Below are 23912 nucleotides of genomic sequence, written 5' to 3' on the forward strand. Positions count from 1 at the left end.
ACTCCGTTATGGGGCGGCTCTGACTGCACTAGTGCCGCTCTCGCTCGACATCACACCGAGCTCGTCGAGCGCACTCATCAGTGCCGAAACTTCCTCGAACGTGCGATCGCCCTCGGGCAGCGAGGGACGGCGCAGCATGATCACCGGCAAGCCGCGCTCGCGCGCGACGTCGAGCTTCGCTTCCGTCGCCTTGCCGCCGCTATTCTTGCTGACGACCACGTCGGTTCCGCACGCGTCGAACAGTGCGCGCTCGCCTTCGACCGTGAACGGTCCGCGCGCGCCGATCACAACGCAGCGCTCATTGCCAGCCTGCGCATCGAGACATCGCACCGTCCAGTATTGATGCGCAGGGATTTCATCGAGATGCGAGAGCGGCTCGCGTCCCAGCGTGAAGAGAGGCCGAGCGAAGCCGGATAGCCCCGTCACGAGATCGCTCCAATCGTCGACCAGGCGCCAATCGTCACTTGGCCGCGGTTGCCAGGCGGGACGATGCAGTGCCCAATACGGCACACCCGTGGCGCGACTAGCAGCGAATGCATTCGCGCTGATTCTCGCGGCGTACGGATGCGTGGCGTCGACGATGAGGCTGATGCGTTCGGCGTCGACATATCGCGCGAGTCCCACGCTTCCGCCAAAACCGCCGACACGTATCACACATGCGGGTTCGTGCGGCAGTTTCCCGAGCCCCGCGAGACTATAGACATGCTCTGGACGCAGCCCACGTGCGATCCGCAGCGCGTCACCGGTACCACCGAGCAGCAAGATTCGCGTCATCGTGCTTCCCCGACAAAATTGCCTTGGCGATCGATCGCGAACGTTTCGACGGCGACTTCCGGTGGCGCGACGTGACGCGCGACCTCGAGCGCATGCCGGCAAACGACGTCGCCAAGCGGTATGTCCTGCTGTTTGGCGAGAACGAGCGCCTGCTGGCTCGTATTCGCCGCGCGGATCGCGGCCTGCAGCGCAGCGTCAGCGCCGTGATCGCCTGCCCACCGAGCCAGCAGTTCCAGATCGATGCTCGATCGGCTGCTATGCAGATCGAGGTGGCCAGCGGCAAGCTTGCTCAGCTTGCCGAACCCGCCGCAAATGCTGAGACGTTCGACGGGCGCGCGACGCAAGTGTTTGAGAACGGCGCCGGCGAAGTCGCCCATTTCGATCAGCGCGATTTCGGGCAGCCCATAGCGCGCGCGCATCGCGTCCTCGCTCGCGTTGCCCGTGCAAGCGGCGACATGCCGATAGCCGTTTGCGCGCGCCACGTCGATGCCCTGATGAATCGACGCAATATAGGCCGAGCACGAAAACGGCCGAACGATGCCGGTCGTACCGAGAATCGACAACCCGCCGACGATGCCGAGGCGCGGATTCATTGTCTTCAGCGCGAGCGCTTCGCCGCCCTCGACGCCGATTTCGACTTCGAATCCGCCTTCGTAACCGTATTCGGCGGCCAGTTGGGCAAGGTGCTCGCGCATCATCTGGCGCGGCACCGGATTGATCGCCGGTTCGCCGACCGGCACGACGAGACCGGCGCGCGTCACGATGCCGACCCCCGCGCCCGCGTGAAAGCGTACGCCCGGATCGGCGCTCAGCCGTACGCGCGCGAATACGACAGCCCCATGCGTGACATCGGGATCGTCGCCCGCGTCCTTGACCGTACCTGCCTCCGTACCCAGCGTGCCGTCATAGCCGTTCACGAAGCGGCAATAGACGAGCTGCATCGGAACATGCTGTCCCTTCGGCAATACGATTTCCGCAACCTCGCTCGCGATGCCGCCGAGCAACAGCCGCGCCGCCGCAAGCGACGTCGCCGTCGCACAGCTTCCGGTGGTATAGCCGCTACGCAACGGCCGCTGCGTTTCCGGCGTTTCCTCGCGCATCATCGGTCACCGTCATCCGCGCCCAGGCGAGCTTCGTCGTCACGAGGCTTCGCTGCTTCGAGTATCGTGATCGGCAGCGCCTGCCGCCACGTATCGAATCCGCCGAGCGGCTCCGCAACGCCGAGCGCGATGCGTGTAAGCGCGCCGCCGCATCGCTCGCGCCAGGCCATGAGCGCCGCTTCGCCCTGCAACGTCACCGCATTGGCGACGAGCCGACCGCCGGGGCGCAACCGCGTCCAGCACGTTTCGAGCACGCCCGGGACGGTCGCGCCGCCGCCGATGAAGATTGCGTCGGGCATGGGCAAGTCGCCCAACGCCTCGGGCGCGCGCCCCGCGACCAATTGCAGGCCCGGCACACCGAGCGCGTCGCGGTTGAGCTCGATAAAGCGCTGCCGCTCTCGATTCGCTTCGATCGCGATGGCGCGGCAGGCCGGATGGGCGCGCATCCATTCGATACCGATCGAACCGGAACCCGCGCCCACATCCCATAGCAGTTCCCCCGGCCGAGGCGCGAGACGCGAGAGCGTGATGGCACGAACGTCGCGTTTGGTGAGTTGGCCGTCGCTGACGAAAGCCTCGTCGGGCAGTCCGAATGTCAGTGGCCACGAGAAGCCGCCTTGTGCTCGACACTCGAGCGCGACGACGTTCAAGGCAGCGACCTCGGCGGCCCCCCAGGCGTTCGCGCTCGTTTCGATGCGCCGTTCCCGCTCACCGCCGAGGTGTTCAAGCACAGTCATTCTCGTTGCGCCGAATCCTCGCTCGCGCAGCGACGCCGCGATCGCCGCGGGCGTCTCTGCGTTGCCGCTCAAGACGAGAACGCGGGCGCCGTCATAAAGATGGCGATTGAGCGTAGCGAGCGAACGACCGACGAGCGACACCACGGCGACCTCGTGGAGAGCCCAGCCAAGCCGCGAAGCGGCGAGAGACAATGATGACGGCGCGGGCAGCACGCGCCACTCATCAGCCGGTACCTCGCGCGCCAGCGTCGCGCCGACGCCGAACCACATCGGGTCGCCGCTTGCCAGAACGCAGACCGGCTCGCCTCGATGCGCGAGAACATGAGCGACGTCGAACGGCCTCGGCCACGGCTCGCGCCGCGCGCGGATGCGGCCCGGCAGCAAAGCCAGATGACGATCGCCGCCGATGATGATCGAGGCGTCGATGAGCGCGCGCCGTGCGGCCCGTCCAAGACCGGCAAATCCGTCTTCGCCAATTCCCACCACGGTCAGCCAAGCCGGCATGGCATCCCCTTCCATCGATCTCCGCTTGCTAGAACTTCCAAACCCTCGCCGTCGGCCAGTCCGCGGCTTCGTGGTCGCTACGAAAAGCGGCATAATACCGCTTCGCCGGTGCTCCTCGCCGCCGCGATGCCTAACTCCGTCGAGCCTTGAGCCACGATCCGTCTTCCTCGCTTCGGCCCTCGGCCTGTCCATCGCTTTCGCGCATCGTCGCCGCGCGCGACGGCGGCCTGTGCCGCATCAAGCTGCCCGGCGGCCAATTGCGCGCCGAGCAGGCGCTCGCCATGGCCGAGGCAATCGATCATCATGCCTCGGGTGTCATAGAGCTGACGAATCGAGCCAATTTGCAACTGCGCGGCGTGCGCGCGGGCCACGAAACTGCATTGATCCAGCGACTGATGCAGGCCAGGCTCGGGCCGCCGCAGACGCCTTTCGATCCGATGGCGGCGCCGCCATCGTCGCCGAGCGCGGCGGCCGCTGAGGCCGCTGAGGCCGCCGCTCAGCGAGCGCGGGCGGCCGCAACCGATGACGTGCGCAATTTGATGATCAGCCCGGCCGCCGGCCGCGACATGCAGGCGTTATGCGATACGAGGCCGCTTGCCGAAGAGATTCTCTCACTGCTGCAAAACGAACCCCGGTTCTCCGCGCTCTCGCCGAAATTCGCGTTGCTACTCGACGGCGGCGAACGCCTCGCGGTGATCGATCATCCTCACGACATCTGGCTGTCGGCGATGCCGCCTCAAGGCGACGACGGTTGGTTCGCATTTGGTCTCGCAGGCAGTCCGTCCTCGGCGTACCCCTGCGCGCTCGCCGCGGTCAGGCACGAAAACGCAGCCGCATTCGTGCGCGCCTCGCTCGACACGTTCCTCGATCTCGCCCGCGCTGACGATACACGGATGCGTCACTTGCTCGCGGCATACGGCGAGGAAGCGGTCCTTGAGCGCATTACGGCTCGCCTCGATTTCCCGCTGCGACGTGGAGCCGATGTTGAGGCATGGCGCCGGGCGAATGCGGATCCGACATTGCGATTCGGTGCGCATAGGCAGCGGGATATCGGCTTGTGGCATGTCGGCGGCCAACCGCCGCTCGGCCGCATCGATAGCTCGGCACTGCGCGGCCTCGCGCAACTCGCGCTGGGGCATGGCAATGGTTTACTGACGGTGACACCGTGGCAAAGCGTGCTGCTGACCGATGTTAGGGAGTCCTCAATACCAAGCGTCGAAGCTGGCCTCGATGCGCTAGGTCTTGTTCGCGATGCCAGGGAGCCGTTCGCGCGATTAGTCGCGTGCGCGGGCTCGGCTGGTTGCGCCAAGGGCGTTGCCGATACCAAAGCGGATGCGACTGTGCTCGCACAGCGGTTGCCGGTGGGTGTCGAAGTCCATCTGAGCGGCTGCATGCGCTCGTGCGCAGCCGCTCATTGCATGCCCTACACGCTTCTCGCCGTCGAGCCGGGCTGCTATGACCTTTATCGGCAATCCGCCGTATCGGGTCGGAAAACCACCGCATCGGATCACGCGTCGGAGTGCAGCGACAATTGCATCGGTCAGGTCGCTGCAATCGCTGAGCCCCAAGAGAAAGACGTTGCCTCACAGCGATTCGGCGAGCGCATTGCCGCTCGCCTGACCATCGAACAAGCCGCCCGCCTGCTCGGCGAGGCGGCGGCCCGGAGCCAAACTCATGCTTGACTACGTCCGCGACGGCCAGGCCATCTACCGTGAATCTTTCGCGACGATTCGCGCCGAAGCCGATCTCTCCCGAATTCCGGCCGATCTCGAGAAGCTCGCGGTACGTGTCATCCATGCCTGCGGGATGACCGACATCGTCGACGACCTGCGCTTTTCAGCCGGGGCCGGTGAAGCTGGCCGACGCGCGCTCGCGAGTGGTGCGCCCATTCTCTGCGACTCCCGTATGGTCGCCGACGGTATCACCCGGGCGCGGCTGTCTGCCGGTAATCGTGTCATCTGCACGCTAGGAGAGCCGAGCGTCCCCGAACGCGCTCGCGAGCTAGGCAACACGCGCTCGGCAGCGGCGGTCGAGCTTTGGCGACCGTACCTCGATTCAAGCGTCGTCGCCATCGGCAACGCACCGACCGCGCTTTTCCATTTGCTCGAAATGCTCGCCGACGGGGCGCCTCGGCCTGCGCTGATCCTCGGCTTTCCCGTCGGATTCATCGGCGCGGCCGAGTCCAAGGCGATGCTCGCGAGCGGCAGCTTCGACGTGCCGTTCGTCGTCGTCGATGGCCGGCGAGGCGGCAGCGCGATGGCTGCAGCCGCCGTCAATGCACTCGCCACAGAGAAAGAATGAATAACCCGAACTCCCGCGCTCGCATAATTTCGTGGCCTCATAGCCTGCCGCACAGGAGGCACGATGATCGGTAGCCAAGGGCGTCTCTTTGGGATCGGCGTCGGCCCGGGCGATCCCGAACTGCTGACGCTCAAGGCCTTGCGACTGCTGAAGGCCGCACACGTCGTCGCCTATTTCGTCGCCAAGGGGAAGAAAGGCAATGCCTTCAGCATAGTCGAGACGCATTTGTCCGACGGGCAAACACGGCTGCCTCTCGTCTACCCGGTGACAACCGAGGCGCTCGAGCCGCCCCTCTCATATGAGACGATCATCGCCGACTTCTATGACACGGCTTCCGCGCTGATCGCCGAGCATCTCGGCGCGGGCCGCGACGTGGCCGTCATTTGCGAGGGCGATCCTTTTTTCTACGGCTCGTACATGTACCTGCACGACCGCCTTTCGCCGCGTTTCGACGTCGATGTCGTACCCGGCGTCTGCTCGATGCTGGGCGGCACGGCCGTGCTCGGCGCGCCTCTCGTTTATCGCAACCAGACACTATCGGTGCTTTCGGGCGTACTGCCGGAGGACGAACTGCGTCGGCGGCTCGCCGACGCGGACGCCGCCGTGGTGATGAAGCTCGGCCGCAACTTCGACAAAGTGCGGCGCGTGCTCGACGACCTCGGCCTCGCCCAGCGAGCCCTTTACGTCGAACGTGCGACGATGACCAATCAGCTGATCGTGCCGCTCGACGAAGTCGACCCGATGGCGTCGCCCTACTTTTCTCTGTTGGTCGTGCCGGGGGAAAAATGGCGAGGATGACCGCCGCGCCCGCCATCGTCGTGCTCGGGCAAAGTGCGCTTGCGACAGCGCGCCGCGTGCAGCAATGCTATCCAGGCTCGCAAGTGCATGGTCTGCGTGCGCGCGTTGACGCCGATGTCGCCTACACTGAACTCGGTCCGCATCTGCGCGATCTCTACGGTCAAGGTACACCGATCGTCGCGCTTTGCGCCGCGGGCATCGTGATTCGATGCGTCGCGCCGATGCTCGCGAACAAAGGCGTCGAACCACCGGTGCTCGCCGTCGCGGAGGACGGTAGCGCAGTGGTGCCGCTGCTTGGGGGCTTAGCCGGCGTGAACGCGATAGCGCGCGACATCGCGCGGGTGCTCGAAGTAGCACCCGCGATTACGACGAGCGGCGAGTTACGCTTCGGCACCTGCCTGCTCGATCCCCCGGACGGTTATGCGCTCGCGAGCCTCGCGCAAGGTAAGCGCTTCGTGTCCGACCTGCTGGCAGGCGAAACGGCACGCATCGAAGGGGATGCTCCCTGGCTCGACGATGTGGACGTTCCCCTCGCCTCCTCGTCACGCCTGACGATTCGCGTGACAGCTCAGGAGTCAGAGGAACGTGAAGACGAACTGGTGATCCATCCACGCTGTGTGGTGGCGGCCATCGGGGACGACGCCTCGCCATCGGCAGACGAGATTCTCGGAGCATTGCGCGAGCATCGGTTGGCGCAGCTTTCGCTTGCAGCGTTGCTCGCGCGCGCTGATCGAATCGGAGAACGCGGTCTCGAAGAGGCCGCGCGAACGCTTGGCGTTCCTCTACGTTTCATCGATGCCGATCAAAGTGGCGCGGCGCAATTGCTGAGCGTCGCACTGCGCGTCAGTCATGATGTATTGCTCGATCGTAGCCGCATTGCACTCGGCCTCGCGTCGACGCCAATCGATGTTTCCGCCCTCGGTCGGGGGCGCGGCCGGCTGACTGTCGTGGGCCTCGGCCCTGGTTGCGCTGAGTTGATGGTGCCGGCCGCGCGCACGGCGCTAAGCGAAGCGAGCGACATACTCGGCTATGAGATTTACCTCAGAATGGCCGGCCCGTTTCGCGATGACCAGTGCGTGCACGGCAGCGACAATCGTGAGGAGTTGCAGCGATCGCGACATGCCTTCGAACTCGCGGGTGAAGGGCGGAATGTCGCCGTTGTCTCGTCGGGAGACCCCGGCGTGTTCGCGATGGCTGCCGCGGTGCTCGAAGCACTCGATACCGCCCACGACCCGCGTTGGGCCACCGTAGAGCTGCGCATCGTGCCCGGCGTATCGGCGGCAATGGCGACGGCCGCGGTAGCAGGTGCGCCTCTCGGTCACGACTTCTGCGTGCTGTCGCTTTCTGACAATCTGAAGCCGTGGAGCATCATAGAGAAACGTCTGCGCCATGCGGCGGAAGCCGATCTCGTCATGGCCTTCTACAACCCGATATCGCGCGCGCGTCCGTGGCAACTCGACAAGGCGCTCCAGATCGTCCGCGAGTACCGAAAGTCGGAGACTCGCGTCGTGCTCGGGCGCGACATCGGCCGGGCTGGTGCGTCGCTCGTCACCACGACGCTCGGCACACTGCGGTCGGACCAAGTCGATATGCGAACGATGGTCATCGTCGGCTCGTCGACGACACGGGGCATACCCGGTGGGCCGCATGGCGAGTGGATCTATACGCCACGGTGGTACGAGGCCTAACTCGCCTCACCTTCCGGTGCGTGTGATTCTTGCGGCACAAATCTCTTGAATCGAAGTTCGCCTTGCTGGCGCACTTCGAATTCCACGCCGGTTTCCTGAATGAGGAACAGCGCAGTCGCGAGTGTGTTCTCGTCGTCCGGGTCCGCAGGCTCATCGCGGTAAATCGGCAGACCTTTCGACGCCTGATCGAAGAGTACGTGCAAGAGATTCGACTCCCTAACGCCAGGGAGACCCGGAAGAAGCTCGTCGAGTCGGTTCTGCCGGTCGCGGGACGATGCGGTGACAATCTGCTCCTCACCGCCACAGCCATCGTGGATCAGGTGATTGGCGTGCCCGGACAGGCGGGTCACCTCCATAACCGAGCAGCGACGTACCGTTGCTTCGATGCTGAAGAGCCGCGGGTCCCCTGCACAACCTAGTGTATGGTGAAAGCCGCTTGCGCGCGGTACGCCGTTGAGAACCTCGAGCGCGGCATCGAGTGAAGCGGCGTCGAGCACCGCGCGGGCGAGCACCATGCGGGGCACCCCGACCGCAGGATGCCTGATTCGCAGGTTGTTGATAGCCTGCACCAGTCCGGCGCGGTTCACCGCGAAAGTATGCCCCGGCAGAGAGCCTGGGTAGTAGAAGCTCACGAATCCGGGCTTTCCGGTTGGGCGAACGTCCACGATTGCGCATTGGCCGCGCAGATAGGGGTCGCCATCTTCATTGTGCGCAATGAGCCGCTCATTAGCTGACTTGGCAGCGAGCGTCGTGCAACCGTCCGGCGCGTTGTGAATCAGCTCCCCCCGGCAGTTCCACAGGAAGATGTCCTCGGCGGGCCATCCCATACCGGCCGCCATGCCTTCGATCTCCGCTACATAGTCGGGGAATACAGTTTGGGCAGCTTGGCGCAGCTCTTGAACAAATGAGTGTCCGCGCCATCTGCTGACTGCTTGCCACGCCGCGCTCTGACCCATATATGCACTCATCACGGGTCTGGCCAGCGAACCGAGCTCATATCCGATGTCGTATGCAGAGCCGCAAATGACAGAGGGAGTTAGAACCTGCATAAAAACATGACCTCGCTCAAGACACGTGCTGCAAGAAGTCTTTCAGTCGCTGAGTCGGCGGTGTGTGGATAAGCGCGGCCGGGTGGCCGTCCTCGGCGATGCAGCCCTGGTCCATGAACAACAGGCGCGTGCCGACATGCTTTGCGAACCCGATTTCATGCGTTACGACAATCATCGTCATCCCCTCGTTGGCAAGATCCCGCATGACCTTGAGGACTTCGTGACGGAGTTCCGGGTCCAGCGCCGAAGTAGGCTCGTCAAACAGCATCAACTTTGGCTTGATGGCCAAGGCACGAGCAATCGCGACACGCTGCTGTTGCCCTCCGGACAGCTCGGACGGGTAATGATTGGCGCGCGCTTCGAGGCCCACCTTGTCCAGCAATGCCATTGCCTGGTCGCGTGCTTCGGCTCTCGAGGCTCCGCGCACCTGGATCGGGCCGAACATGACATTCTCCAGCGCTGTCATCTGGGGGAACAGGTTGAACTGCTGGAAGACCATGCCGGCCTCGAGGCGGATGTTCCGAATGACGGATGCGCTGCCTCTGACGCTTTGCCCGTCGACCAGCAAGTCCCCGCCCGAGATCTTTTCCAATACGTTGATACATCGAAGCATCGTGGACTTTCCCGAGCCTGACGGACCGACGACAACCACGACTTCCCCACTTTCGATGCGCAGGGTGATGTCCTTGAGCACGGGCACATGGCCGAAGCTCTTCGAAACCCCCTTGAATTCGACCATGTTCATAGAATGCTCATCCTCTTTTCAACGAGACGCAGTGTGAGCGTCATCACGCCGGTCAAAATCAGATAGATGATGGCAACCGCAGTCCAGATCTCGACGGCGCGAAAATTTCCCGCGATGATTTCTTGCCCCTTTCGTGTCAGTTCGCCCACCCCGATGACAATGAATAGCGACGTATCCTTCAGGCTCACGATGCACTGGTTGCCGAGCGGCGGAATCAGCCGGCGAAAGGCGAGCGGCCCGACGATTTTCGCGAGGACACGTGGCATCGAGAGACCCATCGCAAGACCGGCTTCGGTGAGGCCCTTGGAGATGGACAACAGTGCGCCGCGCACCACTTCCGCAAGGTAGGCGCCCGAATTGATCGTGATAGCAATGATCGCGGCTGTCAGGCCATCGATCCGGAGATGCGCAAGCACCGGCAGCGCGAAGTATAGAAACATGACCTGCACGACAATTGGCGTACCCCGGATCAGTTCGATGTAGACCTGAGCCAGAACGTTTAGCACCGTAGGTCCGTACGCTCGGAACATCCCGGTAATCATGCCGACGATGAAACCGCCGACGAGCCCGACGAATGCAATGAAGACCGTGAGCTTCACGCCGTCGAGCAAGTCCGGAAGCGCCGCCGCAATAGCTGACCAATCGAATTCCACAGACCGCTCCTGGTTGTTTCGTAGCCCGCGCGATGGTCGTCACCGCCGCGCACTCATTTCCGAGCGATTACGACTTCGGCGGCTCTGAGCCGAACCACTTTTTGTACAGCTTGGCGTAGCGTCCATCCGCCTTGATTTTCGTCAACTCTTCGTTGACCTTGGGTACCAGCGGACTTCCCTTCGGAAATCCGATGCCGTACTTGTCGCCGCTCACAGGGGCGCCGGCAACCTTCACCTTGCCTTTGCCTTCCGTGCTGACGAAATACAGGACGTTCGGCGTGTCGTGCATGGCCGCGTCGACGCGGCCGGCTTCCAGGGCCAGATAGGCCTCGTCGATGTTGGGGAACTGGCGGATTTCCTTCGGCTTGAGGTGTGCCTTGATCCAGTCGATCGTGGCCGTGCCGGTTTTTGCGCCGATGACCTTGCCGTTGAGGTCGTCAATGGACTTGATGCTCGTGTTCCCGACTTGGACCATCGCCGCGAGTCCGCTGTCGTAATACGGGTCCGAGAAATCGATAGCCTTCTTGCGCTCTTCCTTGATCGTCATGCCGGAAAGCGCGACATCGATGTTTTGGGTTTGGAGAGCCGGAATCAGACCAGCGAAGTCCATCGGCTGAATCTTGTACTTCCAGCCTTGGTCCTTCGCGATTTCCGCCCACAGGTCAAGGTCGAAGCCGACGTACTTGTTCCCCTGCTTGAATTCGAACGGCATGAAGGAAGTGTCGGTGCCGACGACGAGTTCTTTGTTCTGCGCGTGCGCGATGCTCGCGCCGAGCATCGCAACAGCAATGACGGACTTCAGGAAGGAACGGCGACCCATGATTCTCTCCGCAGTGATTGGCGACGTCACCTCCACGACGTGGGGAGGGACCAATGACAGCAACACTACGTGCGGAGCAACATGCGATGTATCAGATAAAACGCACGCAACGTTTGTTGTCAATGCGAATAGTGCTTGGCCAAAAAGGAACGTCAATAAAAATTGCGGGAGGGAAAACACGTAGTCCCGGCGGCGGGACTACGTGACAGATGGCGGCGCTACTGACCGAAATCAGCTTACGTATGCACCCTTCGCATGCAGCGCCTCTTCCGCCTCGGACAATTGCTGGATGGCCGCATTTCCCTCCAGCGCGAGCAAATGCGCGACCAGCGACTCGGCGATCGCGGAAGCCGCGACGAGGGAAGGAAAAAACGACGGACTGTCGTGCGTAAAGAGCAGCACCTCATCGGCGCTCAGCGCAATGGGAGAAACCGCGCTGTCGGTGATGGCGACGAGCTTGCCGCCCTGTTCCTTGGCGGCTTCCGCGACTCGTGCGGCTTCGCGGGAATACGGTGCGAAGCTGATAACGACGGTGGCATGCCCCTTCGCGATGCTGCGCAACTGCATTTCGAGCGTGCCCGCTTCCCCGGAGACGAGGCTCACCGAGGAGCGGAAGAGCCGGTACCCGTACAGAAGACTGAACGCAATGGGGAAGCACGAACGGAAGCCGGCTATATGAACATGCGGAGCCTTTCTGAGCAGTTTCGCCACATCCACGATGCGAGCGCCATTCTGCGCAAAAGCGGTTGCGAGATTGTGTTGCTGCGCCGCCTCCATGTCGTGGGCGAGGGCTTCTTGGTGACCGCCTTTCACGAGCGTTCGCGCCTTGCTGCTCAGCGGTTCCGGGCGTGTTCGAAGACGGGCGACAAAGATTTCCCGAAACTCGTTCCAGCCCGGGAAACCCAGTTGTTGAGAGAGGCGCACGAGGGCCGCCGGTTGTACTTTTGCGTTTTCGGCGACCTTCCGCATTGACGATACCGCAACCTCATCCGGGAAATTCAACAAGTAGGCCGCCCCTGCCTGAAACTGGGGACTCAGCTCCGGAAATTTGGCGCGAATGAGAGCTGCTAGGTCTTCAAAACTGGGAGTCACAGCGCGGATCTCGATGAGACGACAACAAATGTTACGGAGCCGCATCCAAATAGGCAAGGCCCGCCGGTCGGCTGCCGGTGATTGGGGGCGTGAATCCTGCGCGAAGTGCGGATTCGACCGAAGAGGTGATGGCCTGCGAGTGCGGGTGACGCTGACACGGTAAAGGCGCGATTGCGGGTAAACGCCTCATTGCAACAAATGTTGCTCTCATGTACAGTCAATGCAACATACGTTTATGGCTGTATTTGTGTTTGTCCGAGATGTTTGCCCGAGACGCCACGCCCCGTGATGTACGCCCCCACCCCGTAAGCGAGCCCATCAAGGTGCAATGACGGAGACGTTCATGGTTTTCGAAACGATAATTTACGATGTGCGGGACGGGATCGCCGAGGTCAGGCTCAACAGACCGCACCGGCTGAACGCTGTCGTCCGGCAGCTTTACGATGAGTTCAGCGAAGCATTGAGCCTCGCTGAGGCGGACCGAGCCGCGCGGGTAGTACTCGTCACGGGAGAGGGACGCGCATTCTGCGTCGGAGCGGACCTAAAGGAACACAAGACGGGCCGCACGGCCTTCGAGCGCCGCGAATACCTGCGGGGCGAGCAGGTGGTGTGCAAGCGACTGCTGACGCTCGGCAAGCCTGTGATCGCGGCTGTCAACGGCTTCGCGCTCGGAGCCGGTGCGGAAATCGCGATAGCCTCCGACTTCGTCGTGATGGCCGAGAGCGCGAAGATTGGATTGCCCGAAATAAGCATCGGCAATTTTCTCGGCGGCGGAATCACGTATCTCCTCCCTCGGTTGGTCGGCCTGGCAAAGGCCCGCGAGCTCGTTTTCCTTGGTGAGCGGATTGATGGGCAAGAAGCTGTTCGCATTGGGCTCGCAAACCGCGTGTATCCCGATGAGGGTTTTCTTCAGAGCGCACGGGCGTTCGCACAGAAGGTCGCCAGCAAGGCTCCGTTCTCGATGCAGCTGGCGAAGGAACAATTGAACTTCGCTGGCGAGAGAACCCTTGACGCGGCGCTGACTGCAGAGCTGGAAGGCATGATGTTCTGTTCAACGACGAAAGACTGGCAGGAAGGCATCGACGCCTTCGCCGAGAAGCGCGAACCGGTGTTCAAGGGAGAATAAGGATGAGCGGACAATCTATTCGCGACCTTTTCTATCCTGACTCGATTGCCGTCGTTGGCGCGTCAAAAGACCAGACCAAGCGGGGTTTCCGTTCGATTCAAAAGCTGCTGGAGGACGGATACGCCGGGGCGATATACCCCATAAACCTGAAAGAACCTGAAATCCTCGGGCTAAAGTGTTATGCGAGTCTTGGCGACATACCCGGCAACATCGACCTCGCTCTGGTCTGCACACCGGCAACGACCCTACCGCAGGTCATCGAGCAATGTGGAAAAAAAGGCGCGAAAGGCGCGGTCGTCCTGGCGGGCGGATTTGCCGAAGCGGGCGATGACGGGCGGCGCCTGCAGGACGAAATGGTGCGAGTCGCTCGGGCCTATAACGTCCGTATCGTCGGGCCGAACACGTCCGGCGTGTTCAATACCCACAAGGCTTGCAATATTGTCGGCTTTAGCAATCTGAAGAAAGGCGGTATCGGATTGCTGTCCCAGTCCGGAAACATGGCGCTTTCTCTCGTGACGGAGGCCGAGGCCAACGGACACATCGGGCTGTCAACGTACGTGGGCATTGGCAATGAATCGGACATTCAGTTCAACGAGTACCTCGACTATTTTGCGGAAGACGAGAACACCAAGGCCGTTGTCGCGTATGTCGAGGGGATGAAAAATGGGCAGGTGTTCCTGGACGCACTGCGTCGCATCACACGTAGGAAGCCTGTCGTACTCTACAAGTCAGGCCGCACCAGTGCTGGACGTAGTTCAGCGAAGTCGCACACGGGCGCGTTGGCCGGAGACTACGCAGTGAGCGAGGGCGTTCTGCGTCAGGCGGGTGCAGTGCTCGCTCGCAAGTCCGACGAGATTCTCTCGCTCGCCGAAGCGCTTTCGCTGCTTCAGCCGCTCGCGTCGCGCCGCGTGGCGGTGCTCGCTGATGGTGGCGGGCACGCGACGATTGCTGCGGACGCCTTGAGTGAACATGGTCTGACGCTGGCTCCTCTGAGCCATGAAACGCGCCAGCGCCTATCAGCGATCCTGCCGCCGTCGGCCACGATTGTGAACCCCGTGGACGTTGCAGGGGGAACGGATTCCAACCCGGCGGTATTTGCCGATTGTGCCCGCATTCTGCTCGATGACCCTCAGGTGGATGGGCTACTCATCACGGGGCTCTATGGCGGATATGGCGTGAGGTTTTCGCAGTCGCTGACGCCCATTGAGATGCAGACGTCGATGCGCATTGCCGCGATGCTCGAAGCGCGCGGCAAGCCAATCATTGTGCACAGCCTCTATGGGAGCTTGTATTCGGACCTGCGGCCGGCCCCTCTGACGTGTATCCGTGAAGCCGGTGTACCGGTGTACGACTCGCTGGAGCTGGCAGTCCGCTGCATGCAGGGCCTCGCGGAATTCGGTGAGGCACAGAGACGACCACCTGCTGAAGCAGAGGACCGCCCGGTGCGCTCTCCGGCATTCGAGAAGGTCCTGTCGTGCTGTCGCAGCGAACACCGGACGGTTGTGCTCGAGCACGAGGCCCGGCAGGCGCTCGCGGATGCAGGCGTCCCGATGCCGGCTCCCGCGATTCTGGCTACGTCGCTGGATGAGGCGTTTGGTGCGTTCGAGCGCCTCGGTTCCGTGCCAGTCGCCATGAAAATCGTGTCGCGCGACATCATCCACAAATCGGACGCCGGTGGGGTCAAGCTCAACGTTGGAAGCTACGATGAGGTTAGGCACGCTTTCGAAAGTATCGTGGCCAACAGCCGGAAACATGTACAAGACCCCGACATTACCGGCGTCCTCGTGACACCAATGGCACCGAAAGGTGGCGTCGAGATCATCATTGGAGTCGTACGTGACGCGACTTACGGGCCAGTCATGATGTTTGGCCTCGGCGGTATCCTGGTCGAAGTACTCAAAGACGTCGTGTTCCGCTCGCTCCCCCTCTCCGAGGACGATGCGCACCGGATGCTCGCCGAGATTCGGGCCAGTGCGATTCTGAACGGAGTACGCGGAGCCGCCCCGACGGATAAGGATGCGCTGGTCAAACTAATGATGGGCATCTCGGCGCTTTGCTCGGCATTTCCGGAAATCGTCGAGCTGGACCTCAATCCTGTGCTTGCCTATTCCAGCGGGGTGGCAATCCTTGACGCTCGCATCCTGCTCGAGGATTTCAAGAGTCAGTAGCGACGCTCCCGTCTCGCGCGGCCCGCTCGCGCTCGCGCAGCCGGCCCCGGAGCTGCTAGATGCGGTTGTCCCGGGGCTACCACCTCGCAAGTTCGAGTGGTAGCCCGCAGTGTCCCAGCCCCAGGTGGCGACTCTGCAGCTCCGTGGATTGGGCGGAAACGAACATCGGCGAAACGCTGAAGTTTTACCGACTGCCGCGGGCGCAACACAAGCACCGAAGGTCGCGAAATAAGCGTCAATGCATTCGCGCTTGCTGTGTCCCTGCTATCAGGGACAGTGGCAGTTTTATATTAATGTTCTACGGGTCGCTGGCCGGCCATCCCGTGTTCGCGGTATGCTCAAAGGTAAATGAACCGCTATCCTCGTAAGCTGCGGTCGTTACTTGAGAGGATATCGTGACGACGGTAATGGTGGTCGAGGACGATCCTGCGTTTCTCACCCGCTTTTGCGCGATTGTGGCCTGCGACCCCGAACTTGGGCTGTTCGCCGCAGTGGGCGACATCGCTTCTGCGCGGCAGGCGATGAGCACGGCCACGCCTGACGTATTGCTGGCGGATCTCGGGCTCCCCGACGGCAGCGGCATCGACCTGATCCGTGAGACAGCGCGTCGGCACCCGGACATGGATATCATGGTCATCACCGTTTTCGGTGACGAAGAGCATGTGCTTGCGAGCATCGAGGCCGGTGCAACAGGGTATATTCTCAAAGACAGCCTACCCCAGCAGTTCCTAGATCTGATCAAACAGATGCGCGCGGGCGGGTCTCCTATCAGCCCGATAATCGCCAGGCAACTGCTGAAACGTCTCAGGCCGCGCGGCCCTGCGGCCGTCGGTCTTTCAGAGGAACCGCCTCTCTCGGTGCGGGAGTCGGAAATCCTCAGCTTCATTGCTAAAGGCTTCAGCTTTGGCGAGATCGCTGGGCTGCTCGGCATCTCGCAACATACCGTTGTTTCCCATGTGAAGAAGATCTATCAAAAGCTCGCGGTGCATTCCCGCGGGGAGGCGGTCTATGAGGCCGGCAAGATGGGGCTTATCTAGCTTGATCGCCCGAGCGATTGGGCCGCAATTGCTCAAAATATGTGTATTGTCGACCGCCGTTGTTCTTACGCTCTCCATTACCGCCTTGGGGCATCCGGTTCAGAGCTTCGCGGCCGTAGGCCATCCATTGCTTGAGCTCCATCAAGCCGATTTCATCCTGAGCGACTCGCCTAAGCCGCCGCCAGATTCGGCAGCGTGGCGGCCTCAGGCTCTTCCGGACAACTGGCGTGTTTCGCATCCCGGAGACTCGGGCTCTGGCTGGTACCGGATGCAGTTCAACCTGCCGATCGCGCCTGACGAGTTCTATGCCGCTTACATGCCTTTGCTGGAGAGCTCGGGAGCGCTTTATGTCAACGGGGCTTTCGTCGGCCGAATTGGAGCGGTCGCGCCGGTCGCGCCCGCCATGGGCCGGCTCGCACCATCTATGCCGAAGGCTCCGCCGGCCTTTGTCGGCTTTCCACCCCGGCTTGTTTCGATACCACCTGACCTTCTGCGCGCAGGCGCCAACACCATATATCTGCAACTATGGGTCAAACGCGGCACGCGTGGAGCACTATCGACGATCGCGGTTGGACCGCGGCCGGCAGTGCGCGCCGCCTATCAGCGGCGCGTCCTCGTCGTGGTCACCGGCCCCCGCATCGTCATTATCCTTTCGTGCGTTCTGGGTCTCTTCATCGGATTGCTTTGGATGCGCCGCCGCCGGGAGAGCACGTACGGCTACGCCGGCTTGTCCGCGGTCGCATTCGCCTTGTTCGTGGCTGGCAGATTTGTGATCAGCGAACCTGTCCTACCGTTTCCGTACTGGGACTTGGCCGTCCGGGGCACCCTCGAATGCTACATCGTCCTGATGTGCTTCTTTGCACTGCGATATGGCGGCTGGCGCCGACCGCGCCTGGAGCGACTGCTATGGGGTTACGTGATCGTCTCGCCAGTGCTTGACGGCGCCGCCCTTCTCGGAGTCGGAGGATGGCCGATCCAGGAATGGTGGCTCATGACCTTTGCGGTCACCGTCTTCTATGTCGCAATCTTCTGGATCATTGCCTGGCAAAAAAAAACCGTGGAAACGCTGTGCCTGGCTCTTGCCGGATCCTTCAAGTTCGTCATCTCCGCCAATGAATATCTCTTGCCCTATCCGATCGATCTGCCGCACTACCAACCCTATGCCTACCTGCCGATGTTTCTTGTGATTGGATGGATGCTCGTGGACCGTTTCGCGAGATCGCTCAACGAATTCGAAAAGCTAAACGCACAACTGGAGAGGCGCGTCGCAGACAAGCATGCTGAGTTGGCTTGCACATACGAGCGCATGCAGGCCATGGAACGCAATCAAGCCGTCGTGGAAGAGCGCAGCCGGATCATGCGCGACATGCACGACGGCATCGGCGCGCAGCTGATCTCGACCTTGAACCTGGTCGAGCACGGGGAGTATTCGGGCACGGATGTCGCGGCCGCCTTGCGCGAATGCATCGACGACCTTCGACTAACCATCGACTCGCTGGAGCCGACTGAAAACGACCTCCTCCCTGTGATGGGGAATCTGCGCTATCGGCTTGACGAACGTCTGCGCAAACAAGGTATTGACCTCGACTGGCAAGTGAGTGAAGTACCCGAGATTTCCTGTCTGACTCCGCAGAACGTGCTGCACGTCCTACGCATCCTGCAGGAGGCGTTCAGCAATATCATTAAACACGCTCACGCGACCGGCATACATGTGGAGACTGGATTGGATGCGACGGGCAAGCACATCTACATCCAGGTGCGCGACAACGGCGTCGGCTTCTGCGGACAACGCACTGGCCGCGGTATTGCCAGCATGAAGCACCGCGCAAATCTCATCGGCGGCCGCCTAGATATCCAGTCGTCCGCGGCGGGCACAACTCTCAACCTGCTGCTGCCGGTTTCCTGAATAATCACCACGCTCTGTCAACGTGGAACCACGCACCATGCGCAAGCGTGTCCCGTCTTCGCGGGATGGATTTCCATCTTCGCGGGATTCCATCGCTTTCGGTGCGTCGGCTACCGTTGGGTACTGGAGCGAAATTGGCTCCATCCATTCAGGAGATTCAGTCATGGACAGTAACGGGGTATATGGACTCCACGCGGCGGTACTGGTCGCGATGACCTCAGTCTCGTTCTGCGCGGCTGCGGCCGATTTTCCGAAACGCGGCGAGGCCGAGTTCGACACCTATGCGACCGTGCGCACGCTCGGTAGCATCGACAGCGGCGCGGGAACGGGCGGCGTATGGGACTACAGCGGCGTTATACAAAATGTGAAGGGCGATGGACCATTCAACAACATGGTCGTGCGGTGCCTGCAAAACTGGACGACGATCGCTGAGCAGTTCCGAATTGTGGGCAGCTGCGTGCTGACGGACCCCGACGGCGACAGCATATTTGACGTTTTTGAGGCTACTAATTTCGAGCTGGTCGCCGGCATCGGCAAATACAAAGGGATCAGCGGGCACGGCAGCATTACGCGCACCCGGCTTCACGATCTACCAGGCGGAGCGAGAGGACTGGTCAACCATCATACGGTCGCGTGGGAGATCAAGTAGGAGCTCCCGGCGTGAGCGGCGCCGCGGGTGAGCAGACACACATCGGGCGCCAATGAATTGCACAAAGGTTCGACGTAGCGACTTGCCTGAGGTAGCCGCTTGGGCGCTTCCGCAACGAGCGCCAACTGGACATCTTGCGCGTCTCGCTTCAGGTATATTTAATGGCCGCTCGCGGCGCCAGCATAGTGCGAGCGACTGGCTGGAGCGACGTTTGAAAATCATCTTTAGCCGCAAAGGATTTGATTCCCAGTATGGCGGGGTGCCGAGCCCGATCCTCTCGGACGGGTCGCTTCAGACCTTGCCCATTCCATCGCGTTACGGCCGGCCGCTCGGCGACATCAGGGGCCCTATGGGTCCTTTGCACAATCTCGCCAGCGACTTGACGGAAGGCGCGATCACTGCGCGCACTTCTGTTCATCTCGATCCTGATCTGAGTGATGGCAGTGTGGCGCGCCGACCTGGATGGCGTGCGTCGCTCGGGCAGGTCGGATCAGCGCAGACGCACCTCGCCAAACAGGGCGTGGGGCCAGGGGACGTTTTCCTGTTCTTCGGGTGGTTCCGTCAAGCTGAGCGCTTCGAGGGGCGGTGGCGGTACGTACCCGGTGCGCCGAACGTCCACGCCCTCTTCGGCTGGCTTCAGGTCGGACACGTACACAAGGCAGATGCAGCTGGATGCCCGGCGTGGCTTGAAGATCATCCGCACGTGCAGCACGCCGCCCACATCGGCATGGACAACACGATTTATGTCGCCGGCGAGCGTCTGGTGGGTCCGCGCCATCGAGTACCGGCGGCCGGCGCATTTCGAGGCTGGGGGGCTGAGCTGCAGCTTACTGCGCCCGGTTGTTCCCGTTCCGTCTGGCGTGTGCCACGCTGGCTGCTGAAAAACCCGGAGCAGCCGACTCTCAGCTACCACCGCGATCCTGCCCGATGGCGTATCGACGACGAATGTGCCATCGTGCAAACGGTTTGCAAGGGGCAGGAGTTCGTGATCGACGTGGGCGACTGCGAAGAGGCCTCGCAATGGCTACATAGCCTGGTGCTTCGTCATGGCACCTCGACGTGGGCGCAGGCATGAGCGTCACCCCGGGCGCTTCTACTACCGGAAACGGTTGTTCATCGGTCGCACGCGATCAAGTCCTTGAAGATCAGGTGACCCCACCTTTTCCCGCGCGCATGCACAAGGAGTCCGCCTTCAGAAAGCCCGCCGAGTTGGATGGGCGCGAAACCGAGGTCCTCTGCAAGCGCACCAATCTCCGCTGCAGCGTCGTCATCGTCGCTCGCGAGGAACACGACCCTCCTGCCACCGTGTACGGCCGGGTCCTGGTCAAGGACGGCAGCGACCAGATGGTTGAAGCCTTTCACCACCCTGGCGCCGGTGAACACCTTTGCGATGAAAGCAGAGGACGGGAGACCGCCCAGTTCCTCAAGCGGGGCTTGCGTGTTCATCGCGTCGATGACGGTCTTCCCCTTCCAGTTGGGCAGTGCTTTTGCGACATCCGAATGCGACTCAAAACGGACTGCCAAAACGATGATGTCCGCCTTGAGGGCTTCCGCCAGGGTTTGGGGAATAATCGTGGGTCCGATCGCGGCCGCATCGGCTGCAATGCTTTCGGGGTCGCGCGTCGTTGCAACGGCCACTTCGATGCCGTTGCGGGCGAACGCCTTGGCAAGTGCATGGCCGATCTTGCCGAAGCCAATGATGGCGTAACTCATATGTTTTCTCCTTCGTTTCTCGGCGCGTTCACTCATCAGAGTTGTGCCAAGCCACCGTCAACGGCTACCTCGCTGGCGGTCATGAAGCTGCTGTCCGATGACGCAAGAAAGGCGGCCACCGCCCCGATCTCCGCCGGATTGGCCATGCGCTGGAGCGGCGTCATCGCACCGTAGGCCTTCTGGCCCTCTTCGCCCAGCGCCTCTTTGGCTAGTTCGGTCGCCGTCGCCCCGGGCGACAGCACGTTTGCCCGGATGCCGGTGCCCTTCAGTTCCTCCGCCCACGTGCGGGCGAGGTTGCGCACCGCTGCCTTGCTCGCGCTGTAGGCCGTGAATCCTGGGGCTCCGGTGGTGCCGGCGCTCGATCCGGTCAGGATGATCGAACCGCCTGCGCCCATCAGCGGCAGCGCCTTCTGGACCGTAAAGATCGTCCCCTTCACATTGGTGTCGAACGTGTCGTCAATGTGCTCGGCGGTGATCTGGCCTAGCGGAAGCGGGCTTCCCGCCCCAGCGTTGGCGAAGACGATGTCGAGGGTTCCGCGCTCCGCCTTCACCGCCGCGTAGAGCCGGTCGAGGTCGGCCAGGTTGGAGACCGAGCCGTTCACCGCGCGGGCATTCGGCCCAAGGTCGGCCACTCCGGCGTCGAGCGCTTCCTGGCGGCGGCCGAAGATGAAGACGAAGGCGCCCTCCTCTATGAAGCGCTTAGCTGCGGCGCGGCCGATACCGGTGCCGCCACCAGTGATCACGGCGGTCCTTCTATTCAGTCTGTTCATGTCGTGCATCCTTCGAAACAAAAGCGACAAACACGATTCTGGGCCTCTTGATTCATGAAGCCAATTGACTGAATATCTATAAGTACCATCTACTTTATAGATATATATGCTGGACAACGTCACCATCAATCAACTGCGGGCCTTCGTCGCCGTGTGTGACCGGGGAAGCTTTTCCGGGGCTGCACGGGAGCTGAGGCGTGCACAGTCGGCGATCAGCCACGCGATTAACTCACTCGAGAGCGCATTCGACGTGGTGCTGTTCGAGCGCAACACCCGCAAAGCGACGCTCACGGCCGCGGGTCGCAGCCTCCTGCCTGACGCGCGCGGGGTGATCTCGCGAACCGAGGAAATGAAGATGCGCGCGGTTGCGATTGCTGAAGCCGGGGTTCCGCAAGTTTCGCTTGCCGTGGATACCTATTTCCCGCGCGCGCACCTGATTGAATGCCTGCGCAACGTGCAGGCGGGCTTTCCAACGGTCACAAGCAATCTGCGCATGACGACCATGCAGGGCGGAGAGCGTTTGGTTCTCGAAGGCACTTGCGCATTGGCGGTGACAATCACTGACGTGCCGGAGGTGAGCCCAGGCACTATCGAAAGGCAGCATTTATGTGACGCTCACATGGTGACCGTCTGTGCGGCATCGCATCCGCTGGCCGCAATTGCGGGGCAGATCCCGCGGGAAGAATTTGGCCGGCACATCCAGCTCGTCGTAACCGACAATCAGCCCGATGCCGAAAAGACACAACAGGGGGTTGCCAGCGAACGCCAGTGGTGGGTGAACGACCTCGGCGCGAAGCATGATCTGCTCAGGGGAGGCTTGTGCTGGGGGCACATGCCGCGCCATATGGTAGAGGAAGATCTCGCGAAGGGAACACTCGTCGAACTCCAGCGACGCGCATGGCACATGCGCGCCCTCACGTTCATGATCTCGCACCGGCGCGGGTACTCGTTTTCCGAATGCGAGACACGGCTGGTCGAGCTCCTTGGCAATTGTCATCCTTCAAACGGTGGGAAGACCAAGGCCAGCGTAGTGCGCGGTCGCTGATGGGTTTGCTCCGAGACGTTGTTCAACCGTGACTTGGGCAAGATATGTCTGCGGGCGGTCAAGGGCGAAGACAGGAGGCCGCCCATGCAAGGCAACCGCGATGCCTTCAGCGCCCGCCGTATACGGCGGGCGGGATGACTACCTCATTGCGCGCCAGTATCTCGGCGGCCATCCGAACGACGGTCTCGAGCCCCTCTCCCCGTCGCTCAACTTGATACGCAACTAGATACTTCTCCTGTTCTAGATCCGGCTTCACGATCAGCGTCTGAATGGCACCCGACTCAATCTCCGCGCGCATGATCGCCGGTGACATGACGGCTACGCCGTGACCGGCGGCCACGAGCTGCAATATCGTTGCAAGTGAATTGCACGAACTCACGTATTGCGGTTCGACGCCGGCCGAACGAAACCATTTCATCACGAGCTTGTGGTTCGAGGACGGCTGCGAAACGGTGATAACGGGCAACGATGCCAACATTTCCGGGGTCACCTTCCGCTCGCCGACGAGCGACGGCGCTGCCACCCAATGCAAATTGGACACCCCCATCGTCCGTTCGATCACATGCCGTGCATTGGCTGAATCATTGAGGATCGCTACATCGAGTTCTCGCGCAGCCATCTTGCGGCTCAACGCCGCACCGATGTCGACGGTGAGCTCGATCCTCAATTCATCGTACATGCTCTTGAGGCGACTCAACAGCTCGGCAAGCCCGGCCAGTGCCGTCGATTCATTGGCGCCTAGGCGCAAAAGCCCGCGCATGGGGTCGCGCCGCTGGCCAAGGCGCCCAAATTCGTCGGCCAGCTGAAGCATCCGCTCCGCATGCACGAGGGCGTCCTGCCCATCGATGGTCAGCTCGCACCGTCCGTGCTCGCGCTCGAACAAACGCACCCCCAGTTGCTCTTCCAACTCCTGGATGCGCGCGGAAATGGTGGGTTGGGTCAGATGCTGATGCCGCGCCGCCGCGTGAAAACCGCCGAGGCGGGCTGCCCAATAGAACGTTTCGAGCTGCTGCAACGATAGGCGCATGATCGGCAATTTCTATCACTTCACTGGCTCATTTTTGATTATCGCTTATCGATATCGGGTTTTTACAATGGGGCAGACCCGATAAAAGGAGGGGGACGAAATGAGCAGACCAATGGTAAGCGCGAATTTAAGCGCACCTAGAATCGGAAGCTGAACGAGCGCAGGCTTGCGTCCGCAACTACAACTTGCGGACGCAACCTATGACTGAGA

22 protein-coding genes are annotated in these 23912 nt (G+C 61.9%); 11 read left to right on the forward strand and 11 right to left on the reverse strand.

Annotation, left to right across the window (positions count from 1 at the left end; all coding sequences use genetic code 11):
- Positions 1 to 6: 6 nt before the first annotated feature.
- From B0G57_RS25510 to cbiE, 3 genes are read right to left on the reverse strand one after another with little or no spacing between them, the layout of a single operon-like run.
- Entirely contained in the window at positions 7 to 774 is a 768-nt protein-coding gene (locus B0G57_RS25510) for a cobalt-precorrin-6A reductase (protein ID WP_018441006.1), read from the reverse strand.
- Positions 771 to 1874 (reverse strand): cobalt-precorrin-5B (C(1))-methyltransferase, encoded by a 1104-nt coding sequence (locus B0G57_RS25515; protein WP_026229730.1) that lies wholly within the window; start codon positions 1872 to 1874, stop codon positions 771 to 773. The genes B0G57_RS25510 and B0G57_RS25515 overlap by 4 nt, the downstream gene beginning before the upstream one ends.
- Positions 1874 to 3115 carry a precorrin-6y C5,15-methyltransferase (decarboxylating) subunit CbiE gene (gene cbiE / locus B0G57_RS25520; protein ID WP_018441004.1) on the reverse strand — a complete coding sequence of 414 codons (1242 nt, stop codon included), beginning with the start codon at positions 3113 to 3115 and terminating at the stop codon, positions 1874 to 1876. Before cbiE ends, B0G57_RS25515 begins: the two co-directional genes overlap by 1 nt.
- Positions 3116 to 3261: 146 nt before the next feature.
- Here cbiE and cobG point away from each other — a divergent pair, with 146 nt between their 5' ends.
- The 4 genes from cobG to cobJ all read left to right on the forward strand — a co-directional run bounded on the left by cobG (position 3262) and on the right by cobJ (position 7902).
- A complete protein-coding gene (gene cobG, locus B0G57_RS25525; protein ID WP_018441003.1) occupies positions 3262 to 4797 on the forward strand; it encodes a precorrin-3B synthase in 1536 nt (511 codons plus the stop codon).
- A complete protein-coding gene (locus tag B0G57_RS25530; RefSeq protein ID WP_018441002.1) occupies positions 4790 to 5416 on the forward strand; it encodes a precorrin-8X methylmutase in 627 nt (208 codons plus the stop codon). Before cobG ends, B0G57_RS25530 begins: the two co-directional genes overlap by 8 nt.
- Before the next feature lie 63 nt (positions 5417 to 5479).
- Positions 5480 to 6214, forward strand: coding sequence for a precorrin-2 C(20)-methyltransferase (locus B0G57_RS25535; RefSeq protein WP_018441001.1), 735 nt, complete (start codon positions 5480 to 5482; stop codon positions 6212 to 6214).
- Positions 6211 to 7902 carry a precorrin-3B C(17)-methyltransferase gene (cobJ, locus tag B0G57_RS25540; RefSeq protein WP_020566218.1) on the forward strand — a complete coding sequence of 564 codons (1692 nt, stop codon included), beginning with the start codon at positions 6211 to 6213 and terminating at the stop codon, positions 7900 to 7902. The genes B0G57_RS25535 and cobJ overlap by 4 nt, the downstream gene beginning before the upstream one ends.
- Here the strand turns inward: cobJ and B0G57_RS25545 are convergent.
- The 5 genes from B0G57_RS25545 to B0G57_RS25565 form a co-directional block, all read right to left on the reverse strand.
- Positions 7899 to 8951: a C45 family autoproteolytic acyltransferase/hydolase gene (locus tag B0G57_RS25545; protein ID WP_026229729.1), complete on the reverse strand. Its 1053-nt coding sequence runs from the start codon at positions 8949 to 8951 to the stop codon at positions 7899 to 7901. The genes cobJ and B0G57_RS25545 overlap by 4 nt on opposite strands.
- A 16-nt stretch (positions 8952 to 8967) precedes the next feature.
- Positions 8968 to 9696, reverse strand: coding sequence for a glutamine ABC transporter ATP-binding protein GlnQ (glnQ, locus tag B0G57_RS25550; protein ID WP_018440998.1), 729 nt, complete (start codon positions 9694 to 9696; stop codon positions 8968 to 8970).
- Complete coding sequence (gene glnP, locus B0G57_RS25555) at positions 9693 to 10349, reverse strand: glutamine ABC transporter permease GlnP (protein WP_018440997.1); 657 nt, start codon at positions 10347 to 10349, stop codon at positions 9693 to 9695. Before glnP ends, glnQ begins: the two co-directional genes overlap by 4 nt.
- 67 nt (positions 10350 to 10416) lie before the next feature.
- On the reverse strand, positions 10417 to 11169 hold the full coding sequence (glnH, locus tag B0G57_RS25560; RefSeq protein ID WP_018440996.1) for a glutamine ABC transporter substrate-binding protein GlnH: 753 nt from the start codon (positions 11167 to 11169) through the stop codon (positions 10417 to 10419).
- 231 nt (positions 11170 to 11400) lie between these two features.
- The gene (locus tag B0G57_RS25565) at positions 11401 to 12306 is read right to left on the reverse strand and encodes a MurR/RpiR family transcriptional regulator (RefSeq protein WP_051090041.1); all 906 of its coding nucleotides are present in this window, start codon (positions 12304 to 12306) and stop codon (positions 11401 to 11403) included.
- Positions 12307 to 12631: 325 nt separating this feature from the next.
- Between B0G57_RS25565 and B0G57_RS25570 the strand changes: the two genes are divergently transcribed.
- The 6 genes from B0G57_RS25570 (at position 12632) to B0G57_RS25600 (ending at position 20222) form a co-directional block, all read left to right on the forward strand.
- A complete protein-coding gene (locus tag B0G57_RS25570; RefSeq protein WP_233216005.1) occupies positions 12632 to 13387 on the forward strand; it encodes an enoyl-CoA hydratase/isomerase family protein in 756 nt (251 codons plus the stop codon).
- 2 nt (positions 13388 to 13389) lie between these two features.
- The gene (locus B0G57_RS25575) at positions 13390 to 15555 is read left to right on the forward strand and encodes an acetate--CoA ligase family protein (protein WP_018440993.1); all 2166 of its coding nucleotides are present in this window, start codon (positions 13390 to 13392) and stop codon (positions 15553 to 15555) included.
- 407 nt (positions 15556 to 15962) lie between these two features.
- Complete coding sequence (locus tag B0G57_RS25585; protein ID WP_018440992.1) at positions 15963 to 16592, forward strand: response regulator; 630 nt, start codon at positions 15963 to 15965, stop codon at positions 16590 to 16592.
- A gap of 268 nt (positions 16593 to 16860) precedes the next feature.
- Positions 16861 to 18498: a sensor histidine kinase gene (locus tag B0G57_RS25590; protein WP_018440991.1), complete on the forward strand. Its 1638-nt coding sequence runs from the start codon at positions 16861 to 16863 to the stop codon at positions 18496 to 18498.
- Between the two features lie 163 nt (positions 18499 to 18661).
- Entirely contained in the window at positions 18662 to 19147 is a 486-nt protein-coding gene (locus B0G57_RS25595) for a hypothetical protein (protein ID WP_102606688.1), read from the forward strand.
- Positions 19148 to 19358: 211 nt separating this feature from the next.
- The gene (locus tag B0G57_RS25600; protein ID WP_026229725.1) at positions 19359 to 20222 is read left to right on the forward strand and encodes an Nmad3 family putative nucleotide modification protein; all 864 of its coding nucleotides are present in this window, start codon (positions 19359 to 19361) and stop codon (positions 20220 to 20222) included.
- A gap of 38 nt (positions 20223 to 20260) precedes the next feature.
- Here B0G57_RS25600 and B0G57_RS25605 read toward each other — a convergent pair whose 3' ends face one another.
- Both B0G57_RS25605 and B0G57_RS25610 read right to left on the reverse strand, forming a co-directional pair.
- The gene (locus B0G57_RS25605; protein WP_018440988.1) at positions 20261 to 20860 is read right to left on the reverse strand and encodes an NADPH-dependent F420 reductase; all 600 of its coding nucleotides are present in this window, start codon (positions 20858 to 20860) and stop codon (positions 20261 to 20263) included.
- 35 nt (positions 20861 to 20895) lie between these two features.
- Positions 20896 to 21630 carry an SDR family NAD(P)-dependent oxidoreductase gene (locus B0G57_RS25610; protein WP_026229724.1) on the reverse strand — a complete coding sequence of 245 codons (735 nt, stop codon included), beginning with the start codon at positions 21628 to 21630 and terminating at the stop codon, positions 20896 to 20898.
- A gap of 106 nt (positions 21631 to 21736) precedes the next feature.
- Between B0G57_RS25610 and B0G57_RS25615 the strand changes: the two genes are divergently transcribed.
- On the forward strand, positions 21737 to 22675 hold the full coding sequence (locus B0G57_RS25615; protein ID WP_018440986.1) for a LysR family transcriptional regulator: 939 nt from the start codon (positions 21737 to 21739) through the stop codon (positions 22673 to 22675).
- 106 nt (positions 22676 to 22781) lie between these two features.
- Here the strand turns inward: B0G57_RS25615 and B0G57_RS25620 are convergent, their stop codons facing one another.
- The gene (locus tag B0G57_RS25620; protein WP_020566215.1) at positions 22782 to 23702 is read right to left on the reverse strand and encodes a LysR family transcriptional regulator; all 921 of its coding nucleotides are present in this window, start codon (positions 23700 to 23702) and stop codon (positions 22782 to 22784) included.
- Between the last annotated feature and the right edge of the window lie 210 nt (positions 23703 to 23912).

Source organism: Trinickia symbiotica (assembly GCF_002934455.1).
GTDB lineage: Bacteria > Pseudomonadota > Gammaproteobacteria > Burkholderiales > Burkholderiaceae > Trinickia > Trinickia symbiotica.